Origin of the sequence: Acinetobacter sp. WU_MDCI_Abxd143 (genome assembly GCF_025514195.1) — a bacterium.
GTDB classification, from domain to species: Bacteria; Pseudomonadota; Gammaproteobacteria; order Pseudomonadales; family Moraxellaceae; genus Acinetobacter; species Acinetobacter pittii_H.
Genome location: NZ_JAHPTH010000001.1, coordinates 74809 through 88772 on the forward strand (window position 1 = coordinate 74809; position 13964 = coordinate 88772).

General features: G+C 39.5%; 13 protein-coding genes. 5 read left to right on the forward strand and 8 right to left on the reverse strand.

Annotation, left to right across the window (positions count from 1 at the left end; genetic code table 11):
- Nucleotides 1-60: 60 nt before the first annotated feature.
- Both KTI79_RS00340 and KTI79_RS00345 read left to right on the forward strand, forming a co-directional pair.
- Entirely contained in the window at nucleotides 61-1638 is a 1578-nt protein-coding gene (locus tag KTI79_RS00340; RefSeq protein ID WP_086376244.1) for an MFS transporter, read from the forward strand.
- Nucleotides 1635-2720, forward strand: coding sequence for an HlyD family secretion protein (locus tag KTI79_RS00345; protein WP_086376243.1), 1086 nt, complete (start codon nucleotides 1635-1637; stop codon nucleotides 2718-2720). The genes KTI79_RS00340 and KTI79_RS00345 overlap by 4 nt, the downstream gene beginning before the upstream one ends.
- A 57-nt stretch (nucleotides 2721-2777) precedes the next feature.
- Here KTI79_RS00345 and KTI79_RS00350 read toward each other — a convergent pair whose 3' ends face one another.
- The 3 genes from KTI79_RS00350 to KTI79_RS00360 form a co-directional block, all read right to left on the reverse strand.
- On the reverse strand, nucleotides 2778-4169 hold the full coding sequence (locus KTI79_RS00350; RefSeq protein WP_086376242.1) for an amino acid permease: 1392 nt from the start codon (nucleotides 4167-4169) through the stop codon (nucleotides 2778-2780).
- Nucleotides 4170-4272: 103 nt separating this feature from the next.
- Nucleotides 4273-5841: a CoA-acylating methylmalonate-semialdehyde dehydrogenase gene (locus KTI79_RS00355; protein WP_086376241.1), complete on the reverse strand. Its 1569-nt coding sequence runs from the start codon at nucleotides 5839-5841 to the stop codon at nucleotides 4273-4275.
- A 108-nt stretch (nucleotides 5842-5949) separates the two neighbouring features.
- Nucleotides 5950-7332 carry an aspartate aminotransferase family protein gene (locus KTI79_RS00360; protein WP_086376240.1) on the reverse strand — a complete coding sequence of 461 codons (1383 nt, stop codon included), beginning with the start codon at nucleotides 7330-7332 and terminating at the stop codon, nucleotides 5950-5952.
- Nucleotides 7333-7429: 97 nt separating this feature from the next.
- Here KTI79_RS00360 and KTI79_RS00365 point away from each other — a divergent pair, with 97 nt between their 5' ends.
- A complete protein-coding gene (locus KTI79_RS00365) occupies nucleotides 7430-8347 on the forward strand; it encodes a LysR family transcriptional regulator (RefSeq protein ID WP_068527443.1) in 918 nt (305 codons plus the stop codon).
- Here KTI79_RS00365 and KTI79_RS00370 read toward each other — a convergent pair.
- From KTI79_RS00370 to KTI79_RS00380, 3 genes are all read right to left on the reverse strand, one after another.
- Nucleotides 8344-8451, reverse strand: coding sequence for a prevent-host-death protein (locus KTI79_RS00370; protein WP_086376239.1), 108 nt, complete (start codon nucleotides 8449-8451; stop codon nucleotides 8344-8346). The two genes, KTI79_RS00365 and KTI79_RS00370, sit on opposite strands and share 4 nt — an antisense overlap.
- A gap of 105 nt (nucleotides 8452-8556) precedes the next feature.
- On the reverse strand, nucleotides 8557-9015 hold the full coding sequence (locus tag KTI79_RS00375) for a DMT family transporter (protein WP_086376238.1): 459 nt from the start codon (nucleotides 9013-9015) through the stop codon (nucleotides 8557-8559).
- Between the two features lie 9 nt (nucleotides 9016-9024).
- Entirely contained in the window at nucleotides 9025-9459 is a 435-nt protein-coding gene (locus tag KTI79_RS00380; RefSeq protein WP_086376237.1) for a DMT family transporter, read from the reverse strand.
- Between the two features lie 99 nt (nucleotides 9460-9558).
- Here KTI79_RS00380 and KTI79_RS00385 point away from each other — a divergent pair, with 99 nt between their 5' ends.
- Nucleotides 9559-10491 (forward strand): LysR family transcriptional regulator, encoded by a 933-nt coding sequence (locus tag KTI79_RS00385; protein WP_086376236.1) that lies wholly within the window; start codon nucleotides 9559-9561, stop codon nucleotides 10489-10491.
- A 100-nt stretch (nucleotides 10492-10591) separates the two neighbouring features.
- Here KTI79_RS00385 and KTI79_RS00390 read toward each other — a convergent pair whose 3' ends face one another.
- Nucleotides 10592-11935, reverse strand: a complete 1344-nt coding sequence (locus tag KTI79_RS00390; protein WP_086376235.1) for an MFS transporter — start codon at nucleotides 11933-11935, stop codon at nucleotides 10592-10594.
- Nucleotides 11936-12231: 296 nt separating this feature from the next.
- On the opposite strand from KTI79_RS00390, the gene KTI79_RS00395 reads away from it, so the two are divergent.
- Nucleotides 12232-13110 carry an SMP-30/gluconolactonase/LRE family protein gene (locus KTI79_RS00395; RefSeq protein ID WP_086376234.1) on the forward strand — a complete coding sequence of 293 codons (879 nt, stop codon included), beginning with the start codon at nucleotides 12232-12234 and terminating at the stop codon, nucleotides 13108-13110.
- A gap of 93 nt (nucleotides 13111-13203) precedes the next feature.
- Here the strand turns inward: KTI79_RS00395 and KTI79_RS00400 are convergent, their stop codons facing one another.
- Entirely contained in the window at nucleotides 13204-13935 is a 732-nt protein-coding gene (locus KTI79_RS00400; protein WP_000883494.1) for a GntR family transcriptional regulator, read from the reverse strand.
- Nucleotides 13936-13964: the final 29 nt, after the last annotated feature.

Below are 13964 nucleotides of genomic sequence, written 5' to 3' on the forward strand. Positions count from 1 at the left end.
TACAGTACAGTAAATATCTACTCCGTGCAATGAATTGATGTTTAAGATTTAAGGTAAAAGATGAATACAAAACCACTCATCGGTTTAGCAGGTGCAATATTTGCTGCAATGACTGTTGAATTTAACAACCGAATCACGAGCATTACCTTAGTCGACATTCGTGGCGCGATGGGAATTAGTGTCGACTCTGGTTATTGGGTCAGTAGCATTTACGCAAGTGCCATGATTATTGGCATGATTTTATCCACCAGTTGGGCCGTTATTTTTTCAATGCGCAGAGTCCTGCTTTTTGCGATCGGACTTTGCCTCTTCTCTAGCGTTTTAATTCCTTTTAGTCCAAATATCGAAATCTTTTATTTATTGCGTGGCTTACAAGGGCTCGCCAATGGTTTAACCATTCCTTTGCTCATGGCCTGTGCGCTTAGATTTTTAGGACCTGATATTCGACTATGGGGCTTAGCCTGCTATGCATTAACTGCGACGTTCTTTCCTAACTTAAGTGCTGCACTCTCAGCTTTTTACTTAGATGTAATTGGCTGGAAAATGATATTCTTCCAAACCATTCCTTTTTGTGCGCTAAGCGCTGCACTGGTGTATTTTGGTATTCCCCAAGACCCATTAAATTATTCAAGAATAAAAACTTACGATTGGATGGGTGCCATTTTAGCGATTATTAGCTTAGCCAGCCTGAGCACCATGTTATTGCATGGCAACCATTTAGATTGGTTCCATTCTCAATTAATTTGTGTATTAGCCTTAATTAGTGCAATTACTTTACCTTGGTTTTTTATACATGAATGGCGTTATCCATCGCCCTTAATTAAGCCGCAAATGCTCGAAATACGAAATTTTGCATATGCTGTTTTCGCTCTCTTTTGCTTTGTCATTATTGGTATGTCCACAAGCACATTACCACTCAATTACTTAAGTGCTGTACATGGCTATAAACCCACTCAGACCATGTGGATTGGCTTACAAATTGCGGCACTGCAATTTATCTATATTCCTATTGTTGTGAAGCTTTTAAATCAAGCTTGGGTGGATAGCCGATATGTACACGGATTTGGTTTACTTCTGGTCATTGCTGGTTGCCTAGGTGCAAGTCAACTTGATACCACATGGAATCAAGACCAATTTTATTTTTGGCATGCAATCTCATGTTTAGGGCAAACCTGTGTCGTGCTCTCGCTCTTAATGATGGGGACAAACAGTGTTCACCCAACTATGGCAATTTATGCATCCCCTATGATTAATACCCCGCGTGCTATTAGCGGTGTACTGGGTGTTTGTATTTTGGACTGGGTCAATCGAGTGCGCGGTGAATATCATTCAACCCGGCTGATTGAAAATACAGCCCAACATGTTTTTCAAAATATTCAAGGTCCTGTTATTAATCCTCTTACCCCGCCTGTGCTGAGTGCAGATGGTACCGAACGTGTTTCCGGTGGTTTATCTGCCTTAAATTCTGCGATTCAAGCGCAACAATCAGTTTTAGTTATTAGCGATCAATATCTGATTTTAGCTGGCCTTACCGCTATTTTGTTCATTGTGATGTTGATTTTGCCAGTTCGAACTTATCCGCCACGTATTGCTCTCATTAAGTTAATGAATAGTCATAACTCAGGAAAATCTTTATGAGTACTCTCGAAGCCCAAGATACCACCAACACCGAGCCACCCAAGTTAACCAAAGTGCAATTTCTCAAAAAGCATTGGGTTATGGCTATTGCATTTATTATTGTTTTAGCATCCATTTTATGGGTTTTAAAACTTATATTTTTACCCTCTTCAATTGTTGAAACAGACGATGCGCGTGTGGATGTCGAGTACTCAACCATTGCCCCTAAAGTATCTGGCAATATTGAAGAGATTTATATTAAAGATCATCAGACCGTAAAAAAAGGCCAACTTCTAGCGCGGATTGATGCACGCGATTATCAAGCTGCTTTGGCTGAAGCTGAATCTAATTATGCAAAAGCACAAGCTGACGTGAGTGAAGCGATGCTCGCAGTGGAGAGACAACCGACTGTTATTCGAGAAACAGAAGCACAGCTAAGAAAAGTAGAAGCTGGAATTAAACTCACAAAAGATAATACGGCGCGTTATGAGCAACTACAGGCACTTGGGGCCGAGTCTAGATTGATTACGCAACAGTCAAAAACCACATTGACTGAACAATATGCTGACTTAGACAGCAGTAAAGAAAAAGTGATTGATGCACAGTATCAGCTCAACCAATACAAGATTCAGGTACAAGCCAAACAAGCGGCTCTTAAACAAGCACAAGCGGCGCTTGATAAAGCAAAACTGAATTTGAGCTATACAGAAGTTCGTGCACCTATTGATGGCATGATTGGTCAAAAGTCAGCTAATGTAGGTAACTTTGTGAGTGCTGGGAATCCACTCATGGTGGTTGTTCCTTTAGATCAGGTTTATGTAGAAGCTAACTTCCGTGAAATTGAGTTAAAACAAATTAAGATCGGCCAGCCTGTCACTGTTTATGTCGACGCTTACAATGTTGAATTAAAAGGTGTGGTAGACAGCTTCTCTCCATCTACTGGCGCATTTTTCTCTCCGATCTCTGCAACCAATGCGACTGGTAACTTTACCAAGATCGTTCAACGCCTTCCTGTACGCATCAAGCTCATTGAAAATCAAAAAGATGTTAAATTATTACGTCCTGGTTTATCTGTTTTAGTATCAATAGATACGACTAAATAGTTAGTCTAAATCTTGGAACATGAGAGAAAAAAGAGACCATTTACGGTCTCTTTTTAATTAATCTAAATTCATGGCAACCGCTCTGGTTGCTTTACGCTTTCGCGTGACGAACAACCCACAAACCACCACAAGCGAAGTTACACCTAAAGATAAAGTGGTTTCATAACTATAGGCTGGTGAGAAGAACATATAAGCCAATACACTTAAAATAATAATAATCACAAACCAAGTAAGCCATGGGAATAACCACATTTTAAATGGTATTTCCGCTCCAGCTGCTTCTAACTTATGTCTTAAACGTAGTTGGGAGAAAGCAATAACCAAGTACACCAGTAAAGCAATTGACCCTGTGCTTGAAAGCAATAAACCAAATACTTTTCCAGGGAATACATAGTTAATAACACAACACACTAAACCAATAAAAGTTGAAGAAAATACTGCAATTGCAGGTACACCCGCATAATTGATTTTAGTTACGGCGTGTGGGGCTTCTCTACGGGTACCCAAACGAAATAACATACGAGAGGACGTATAAATCGCAGCATTCATACAACTCGCAACGGCGATAAACACGACCGTATCAATGATGAGTTTAGTGCCCGGTACGTTCAAGCTCATTAAAACGTATTGGAATGTCCCGTACTTCTGTAAATCTGGTGAACGCCAATCGACAAGTGAAACGGCAATGAACATTGAGACTACAAAGAAAAGAATAATGCGGTACAACACGAGGTTCGTTGCACGTCTAATTTTCTGTTTAGGATTTGATGATTCTGCTGCTGCAATCGAGACAATTTCTACGCCAAAAAATGAGAATGCAGTAATTAAAATTGCCGATAAAATGCCTCCCATACCGTGCGGCATAAAACCAGCATTGTTATATAAATTGGCAACACCGCTAACATTTTTAGCTAAAGGCCAAATACCTGAAATTGCCAAAATACCAATAATAATGAAACCAACAATGGCCACTACTTTGACTAAAGAAAACCAAAACTCAAACTCACCAAAACTTTTGGTACTAAAAAAGTTGGCCAAGCTTAAGAACACAATAAAACAGAACGCATAGATAGAAACTGAAACGTTCGGAAACCATGAATGTAAAATTTCAGCACCTGCAATGGCTTCAACTGGAATTGCAAGCACCCAAAACCACCAATATAACCAACCAATGGTAAAGCCTGCCCAAGGGCCAATCGCTTTACGGGCATATGTAGAAAATGAACCAGTGTCCGGCTCTAAAACGGCCATCTCACCCAACATTCGCATCACCAGAAATACCATAATGCTGGTAATCAGGTATGCAAGAATCACCGCTGGGCCTGCCTTGGCAATTGCAGAAGATGAGCCTACAAATAAACCTGCACCAATAACACCGCCAATACTAATCATTGTGATATGGCGATTTGAAAGTCCTTCGCCTAATTTTTTTGTTCTATCATTATTCATATTTCAATCCTTAAAAATATATCCATATAAAAATCTATTACATGTTTGAAAATCCTACGGTAATGAAAAAGGGAAAACTGATGTCTTCCCCTTGCTGCAATAATTAATTTAGAGTTGGCATTGAAAATTGTTTTGCTTCACGGACTTGTGCAGATGGCCAGCGTTGCGTAATGGTTTTACGGCGTGTGTAAAAACGGACACCATCTGGACCATAAGCATGTAAATCACCAAATAACGAACGTTTCCAACCCCCAAAACTATGATAAGCCACAGGTACAGGTAAAGGCACATTAATACCCACCATACCAACTTGAATATGACTGCTAAAATAACGTGCGGCTTCCCCATCACGAGTATAGATACAAGTACCATTGCCATATTCGTGATCATTAATGAGTTGCATTGCTTCTTGCATCGTGTCAACATGCATGACTTGTAGTACAGGCCCAAAAATCTCTTGCTGGTAACTGGTCATGTTTGGTGTGACTTGATCAATTAAAGTTGGTCCAACAAAGAAGCCTTTTTCATAGCCTGCTGGTTTCGCATCACGGCCATCTACCACAATTTTTGCGCCCTGCTGTTCTGCACTTTGAATATAGGCCTGCACTTTGTCTTTATGTGCTTGGGTAATCAGCGGACCAAAATCATTGCTTGCATCTGCATAGTTGCCGAACTTCAATTTTTTCATTTCTTGAGTTAGCTTATCAATCACGACATCAGCAACTTCGTCACCAATAGCAACTGCTACTGACAACGCCATACAACGTTCACCTGAAGAACCAAAAGCTGCACCTAACAATGAAGTCACCACGTTATCAATATCGGCATCTGGCATAATAATCGCGTGGTTTTTTGCCCCACCTAATGCTTGGCAACGTTTGCCCGTGGATGTTGCAGTACGGTAAATATATTCAGCAATTGGTGTTGAACCCACAAAGCTAACCGCCTGAATACGGGGATGATGCAATAAGGCATCTACCGCTTCTTTGTCACCATTCACCACGTTAAACACGCCGTCAGGTAAACCCGCCTGCTTTAATAATTCTGCAAGGTATAAAACCACAGAAGGTGCTTTTTCAGAAGGTTTTAAAATAAAACAATTACCGCAAACCAGTGCCATTGGGAACATCCATAACGCCACCATGGCTGGGAAGTTAAACGGTGTGATCCCAGCGACAACACCTAACGGTTGGAACTCGCTCCATGAGTCGATATCTGGACCGACATTTTTTGAATATTCCCCTTTTAAAAGCTCTGGTGCGCCACAAGCATATTCAACATTTTCAATACCACGTTGCAGCTCACCTTGAGCATCATGAGAAATTTTACCGTGTTCTTCTCCAATCAAAGCACAAATCTTTTCGGCATTTTGTTCTAATAATTGTTTGAACTTAAACATGACGCGCGCACGTTTAATGACTGGTGTATCTCGCCATGCAGGAAATGCTTGCTCGGCTACCTGAACTGCTTCATTTACCGTTTGAGCATCTGCAATTTCGACTTCTTTACTAATTTCACCCGTCGCAGGATTGTAAACTGGCTGTTTTCTTGCCGTTTTAGATACAATTCTTCCTTGAATGAAATGCCCTAGCATTTTTTTGGCTTGTTCACTATGCGTACTATTTTCAGTTGAAACTTCTTCATAGCTAAAATCTTCTAGGCCATTTGTCATTGTTGTTACTCCTTACTACAATTAGTTTTTAGATCAAACTGTATTTTTCATTTGGTTTTTAAAGAGCATCTATAGACTTTACCGATGCTCTTAAAATGTCTATAAGCCTTAATTCACTTGATAAAGTGCGTCGCCCACGGCATTCATTAAGCGGTCAATATCTGCTTCTGTACTGTTAAACATTGGGCCAAACTGAAGCGTGTCGCCTCCAAAGCGGACATAGAAACCTTCTTTCCAGAGTTTCATACCGAGTTCAAAGCCTCGAATGGTGGCGTCGCCATCACGCGGAGCTAACTGCAAAGCACCAATCAAGCCACAGTTACGAATATCTAAAATATGCGGTGCACCTTTTAAACCATGCAGCATTTTTTCAAAAGTTGGTGCTAACGCCGCCGATTGAGCTAACAAGTTTTTCTTTTCTAAAACTTCAAGCGCAGCTAAAGCGGCCGCACAAGCAACCGGATGTGCCGAATAGGTATAGCCGTGGGTAAATTCAATGGCATGTTCGGGTAGGTCTTGCTGCATAAAGGCAGAATAAATTTCATGACTTGCCACCACACCACCTAAAGGAATGGCACCATTGGTCACTTGTTTCGCAAAATTCAAAATATCTGGTGTTACCCCAAAGTATTCTGCCCCTGTCCACGTTCCTAAACGCCCAAAACCTGTAATCACCTCATCAAAAATTAACAAGATGTCATGCTGATCACAGATCTCTCTTAAACGTTCTAAATAGCCCGTTGGCGGTACAATACAACCTGCTGAACCAGAAATAGGCTCCACAATAACAGCTGCAATATTTGAAGCATCATGTAGCTCAATTAACTTAAGCATTTCATTGGCAAGTTCTACTCCACCTGTTTCTGCACAGCCTTTGGTAAAAGTTAAATTCGGCTGCAAGGTATGCGGTAAATGGTCTACATCCATCAGTTGACCAAACATTTTACGGTTGCCACCAATACCGCCTAAGCTTGTTCCCGCAACGTTTACCCCATGATAGCCACGTGCACGACCAATCAATTTGGTTTTGCTCGGTTTACCTTTAATACGCCAATATGCACGCGCCATTTTGATCGCGGTATCTGCCGACTCTGAACCCGAGTTGGTAAAGAAAACGTGTTGTAGTTTTTCAGGCATATGCTGAACAATTTTATCTGCCAACTTAAAAGACAATGGATGACCAAACTGAAAAGCTGGCGAGTAGTCGAGCTGACCTAATTGTGCACTTACCGCTTGTTGAATTTCGGGTAAAGTATGGCCTGCACCACATGTCCATAGGCCGGAGAGTGAGTCGTAAATTTCACGGCCCGAATCATCAATCAGATAAGATCCTTTGGCACCCACAATCATGCGCGGATCTTTAGCAAAGTTTCGATTTGCAGAGAAAGGCATCCAGTGTGCTTGATAATTTATGTGCATATTATTATTAGTTTGAACCGCATCCAAAGTATGCTCTGAGTCGCTGAATTTATCCGTATCAAACATAACCATTCCTGTTTATTCTCAAATTATGGTTTGAGTGTACATAGCGAGATAAGTTTGATAAATTCAAATTATCTTGAGTTTAGATTTAAAAAAACAAAACTAAATGAAACCTAAAAAATTAAATCAAGTCACTGATTTTGATATTAAATTACTTAAAATATTTAAAACGGTTTGCGATTGTCACAGCTTTACATCTGCCGAAAGTATTTTAGGTATTAGTCGTTCTGCAATTAGTTTGCATATGAGTGATTTAGAAAATCGTCTTGGCATTCGACTATGTCAACGTGGTCGTGCAGGCTTTGCCCTGACCGATGAAGGACGGGAAATTTTAGAATATATCGAAGTGCTCACAGCAGCGATTGAAGACTTCCGCTCTAAAGTTAACCAAATGCATAACCGTCTTAAGGGTGAGTTTAATATCGGCATTATTAACAATCTTGTGACTATGCCTAGAGGATATATCACCAATACGTTGACCCAACTTGCAGAGGAACATGCTGAGGTTATTATTAATATCAGTATGAGTACTCTGTCAGATATTGAATGCCGCGTACTCGATAACCGTTTACATGCAGGTGTTATTCCACTTGTTACGCCTTTGTCTGGTCTAGACTACTTCGATTTATATAGCGAAAGTTCATTTTTGTACTGCGGTAAAAATCATCCGTTGTTTAGCCAGTGCAGCAACATGAATCTAGATGAGTTAAAAACATGGCAAGCGGTTCTCCCTAATTATGCCATCACACCAGAAGCAGCAAAGTTGCACCAACTTTTAGACTGTAAAGCGACAGCAAGTGACCGCGAAGGCATCGCATTTCTGATTTTAACTGGAAAATTCTTGGGTTTTTTACCCGACCACTATGCAAAAAAATGGGTTGAAGATGGTTTTATGCAAGCTGTTTCAAAGGAGAAAATGCATTACAGCACACCTATTTGTTTAATTACTCATAAGGGCAAAAATCATAATATTATTTTAAAAACTTTTATGGAGATGCTTGAGAAGCGGATTGTTGCAGGTTAAAAATCTTTGTTTTTTAATTTATTGAGCTCAAACATTGCATTTTTATATTCAAGGTATGGCTTTTCGCTGATTAGAACTAAAGAGTCTTTCTCTCTCAACAGCAACCTCTTTCATTTATCAAAGTACTTAAAATATGAAGTATAGCCTCATTATTAGTATGCTTTACGACCAACAATGAGACCTATATTAATTTCAATCTTAAGCTTGTATTACGCTTCTATCTTTTTGTCTTTACTACTTGAATAGATAAAATATAAAGCAATCCCTAAGCAAATTAATGCACCTAATCGATACGGTGAAAAAGAAAGCATTTCATTACCAAACCAGCCAAAGTTATCAATCAAGATACTCATCAAAAGTTGCCCAAAAATTACAGCTACCGTAGCAACCGCAGCTCCAATTCTTTGCACGGCCAGTACCATAATAACAATATAAGGCACTCCACACATGGCACCTAACAACTGCCATTTGGGAACATCTAACAAGGTTAAGGTTTGTTTTGGTTCAAAGTAAAAAATAAGGAGTGCAGTAATTAGAGCACCGACTGAGAAAGTCAAAAAAGCACTACGAAATACGCCAACTTTTGCTCCAAGTTGACCATTAATTGCGGCCTGTATACTCAATAAAGCACCACCAATGACGGCGAGAATAATCATTAAAATTGTCATGCGGGTCTCCTATGCTTTTGCGACAAGTACCAGTGCAGCAACAATAAAGATGAGTGCCAAAATTCGTTTACGGTCTACCTTTCGGAGCGGAGTCCCCAACAAACCATAGTGGTCGATGATCAGACTTTTAGACACCTGACCCGCTAAAATGCCTATCATCGTCATGGTAATGCCAATAATTGGAGTGGTAATGGTCAAAATAATGACGTAAGCAGGGCCTAAAATACCACCGAGTAATTGCCAAGATGGAAGTGTAAAAAATGAAGGGCTATTGCGTGGGCTAAAAAACAACATGAGTAAAAAAGTAAGTGCTGCACCCACACCAAAAATACTAAACGTGGCCCACAACTCACCTACTTCCTTTCCTAACGGCCCTAAAAGCCCAGCTTCGACTGATAGCCCCATTCCCCCTAAAATGGTTAGGAGTAGTAATAGAATTTGCATCTACATTGCCTCATCTGTATCTAGGCAACGAATACTAAGGTAGCCAATTCATCAGAAAAACAGCATAATTCATGAATCACTTTTGCAGAAATTGCACAAATGGATTTAACAAATTCGATTGATATCCGCACGCTTCGCTTCTTTATTAGTGTTTACAAAGCTCAAAACTTCTCGAATGTAGCACGTAAAGAAGATGTGTCTGCCTCCATGATTTCTCGAACCATTCAACAACTTGAAGATGCGTTGGGGCAACAACTTTTCTACCGAAATACACGAGCAATCACACCCACCGAATCGGGCAAATTATTTTTTGAATATGCAAAAAGAATTACCGAACAATTTGATGAAGCTCAAAAGGCTTTACAAGATAAAACCATAGAGCCATCGGGACTCGTCCGCATTAATGCTCCTGTATTTTTTGGTCAACGGCATATTGCGCCGTGGTTGGCGGGTTTATCAGAACGTTATCCAAGGCTTTTAATAGAGCTAATTCAAACCGACGAATTTATAGATCCGTTACGCGAAAGCACCGATTTAATATTTCGCATTGGAACGCTAACTGATTCATCATTTCATGCACGTATTTTTGCTACACAAAAGTATCATTTGGCCGCCTCTCCTCAGTATGTTGCCAAATACGGTACGCTTGATCAGCCTAAAGATCTAAATCAGCACAAATGCCTAGTCTATAAAGGTTTTGAAGGTCCTAACCGTTGGTTAGTGAGAAAGCCTGATGAAGAATGGGTACATTACCCCCTTACTCCTTTACTTTCATCGAATAATGCCGAGAGCTTAATGACGGCTGCGCTTCATGGCATGGGGATTGTTTTATTTCCTGATTGGCTGATTGGCGAAGCTTTAAAACAAGGTGACTTAATAAAGCTTTTACCTGAATATGAAGTCGCGATTAAATCACAACTCCAACATATCGCAGCCATTTATCCCAATGTCCGCCATCCACCACTTAATATTAGAGCAGTGATCGATTATTTTGCTGAAATCTATGGTGAGCGGCCGTATTGGCAGAATTAGTTTTCTTATCAATGCCAGCAAAGTATTCCAATATCGACATACTTTGCTGGTATCTCACCATAGATAAAAATAAGATTAAAAACTTGAAATAAATAAGAATTTAATTTGCACTCAAACTTAAATTATCAACTTGTTCTGATTTTTCTTTTTTAATGAGATAACCCAATATCAATTGCAAAATCACGCCAATAAACGCACAACATGACATTAAGAGAAAACACCAGATATACCCCTGATGACTATGCCAACCACCAAAGCTCGTAAGCAAATATCCCATAATAATCGGTGCGACTGCCCCACCTATATACTGAGCAACTGTAATTAAACTATTTGCAGTTCCAATTGCTCCGGCTGGTGCATAATCTGATGCTGTCGCATAGAAAATAGGCCAAATTGCGTTGGCAGATAAACCAAAAAACAGTTGAATTGCAATGACAGAAACTACGCCTGAAGTTAAACAAAAACTTGCAATGCTGACCGCCATCCAACAACCACATAAAATCAATGTGAGTCGTCTGCCAATCTTATCGGACAAAGTCGGCCAAATAATTTGCCCCATCATGCCGGTAATTGTAAATACAGCGCTCAAGCCAGCCGATTTCGCCAGATCTAACCCGACAATATTGTATAAAAATGCAGGAAAGATAGTTAAAAAACCAATATAAACCACATGGGTAATTAAAGTACTGGCTGCGGTAAACACAATTCCTCGAGAACTTAGAGTTTGTTTTAAACGTTCCCATGTACTATGAGTACTTGTTTTCTCTTCTCCTTCATCGTGCACAAAATCTGTTGGTGGCGTGAATTGATTATCTACACAAGATTGGTGAAACTCTGAATAACGTTTACGAGTGGAATAAATCGCCCAAAACGTTAATGCCGGTACAGCAAATATAATTCCAAGAAAAAAGGCATAGCGCCAATTTTGCGGACCAAAATAGGTAATGATGGTAGCCATTGCAACACCGCTAAGTAGTGCGCCAACCGGATAACCTGAGTGATGAGCACCTATGGCAAAACCGCGATGTTCCTTAGGCCACCATTCTGCGGTATTACTCACCCCAACTGGCTCTGCCACCCCACAACCCAAAGAAACCATAATACGTAAGGTTACAAACTTATAGAAACTTGAACTTAAAGATGTAATGCCTGAAAGCAACGAAATAAAAGTAAATCCGATTACTAAGGGCCACTGAAAAATTCCTCGCTTCCAACCGGACGCATGTTTATCACTTAAAGCAGCAACCGGAATACTAAGAACGGCCAAAGAAAGTGTAATTGCAGCAATGGTATATCCCCATTGCGTTGGAGATAAATTAAATTCATTACAAATCATATTGGCTGCGCGGAAAATCAACTCTCGGTCATATGCAACAACCACCCAGATAATCCAGCAAATCACTAATGATACCCAAGAGTGGCGATGAACTTTTTTTAGGCTCATTTCTAATTCCTTTTTAATTAAAATGCATCCACATGCTTTTACGTATAACGTTATGTCATTTGTTCACTCTTAAACTATCAAGTCGATTTAGAATTACTAATGATATTTCTACACCACGCAATAACTTATATTTATCAATTTAGTTTTTAGCTATTTATTTCCATACATTTTTAATTCTCAGGACCAATAACAATCCTTTATTAGATAAAGAAAAATTTTCATTGGTTTTTATATTTAGCTTTCATTAATTTAGTTTCATCGATGAGTGACTGAATAAAAGGACTAAAAAAGGAATTATGGAAATTAAAGTACTGGTAGATGTAAAAACAAAACTTGGAGAATGCCCAACTTGGGATGCTGTTCGCCAACGCCTATTTTGGGTAGATATTGTTGATGGACGATTATTCTGTTGTGATGAATTCGGTGGAAATATACAGGCGTGGGAAGTTCATAAAAAAATAGGTTCTTTTGCTTTACAAGAAAATTATAACGGCGCAATTGTTGCGCTCGAAGACGGGTTATATCAACTCGACTTTGAAACAGGCAATTTAAAATTTATTTGTAACCCTGAACCAGACCTACCCCAAAATAGATTAAATGATGGTCGTGTTGATCGGCAAGGTCGATTCGTTTTTGGCTCTATGAATCGCCTCGAAGATGGAAATACCGCATCTCTTTATCGATTAGATGCAGATTATAAAATAGAAAAATTAGAAAATAATATTAATACTTCAAATAGTATTTGCTGGAGTCCTGATGGTACTAAGCTCTATTTTGCAGACACATGGCAAGGTGAAATCTGGTCTTATGATTATGATCTTGAAACAGGCCAAATCTCAAATAAAACTATTTTTTGTAAGATAGATACATCAGACGGTGGTTCAGCAGACGGCTCGACAGTAGATCGTGAAGGTTATTTATGGAATGCAAAAGTATATTCCGGTCAGTTAGTACGTTATCATCCTGATGGACAAATCGATCGTATTATTGAAATGCCTGTAAAAAAAATTACCAGTGCAGTTTTTGGTGGAAAAAATCTTGATGTCTTGTTTGTTACATCTATGTCGCAACCGCCTCTTCCGAGATTCCCTGATGACAACCAATTGCGAGGCAGTGTTTTTGCCATTTATGGGCTAGGCATCCAAGGATTAGCCGATGCTCGATTTATGGGGTAATGACTCACTTCCTACAAGAAATACTTAACCATAAACGGTAGTGAACCAGCTCTGCAGCTTAATAAGGAAATCTTTATTAAGCTGCATAAAGAATTAATTAATTGTTATTTCATAATGAAAATTATCGGCCAAACCATAAGACTCACGGTATTCGACCGCTACACCTTCAAGATTTTTTGCAATACGGCATACCTTCACTAAAGGGTCTTCAAGGTGGTTATTTAAATAGCTATCTTTAATATTTTTCTCAAAAGTTAACCGTTCTGTTGCAGAAGAAACAAATTGACCGCAGTGCTGATAATAAAAAGGATAAAGTAAGTTACCAAACTCAGCGATTGGAATTTCTTCCAGATTTTTAAATAAGCGTTCAGGTAGCCAGATTCTCTCACTTAATACAACGACATCTTCATGCTTACGGACACGCTCGATATAAAGCAACTTGTCAGTGTGCCCAAGCCCTAACTCGGCGTTTACTTCCGGTATTGCATCACACACTTCTACTTTTTTAATTTGTCCTTGTGGCTGAATGAACTCGCCCTTTTTATTACGTAATCTAAAAAAACGAATGAGCGAATTTTCAAAATTAGGTTGTTTGAGGAAAGTTCCTTTTCCTTGCTGTTTAACTAATAAGCCATCTTCAACCAGCCCTTCAACCGCTTTTCTAACGGTTCCTACCGATACGCTATACATTTGCGCAAGTTCTTGTTCACTTGGAATAGGCTCTTCGACTGTCCATTTTGACTGGATCAGTAGTTTTTGAAGTTCCCAACGGACCTTTTCATATCTTGGCAATTTAAAATTTTTAAATGCAGTCTCATCAAGCATTTGCGTTAAACATTATGAAATCGATTTGA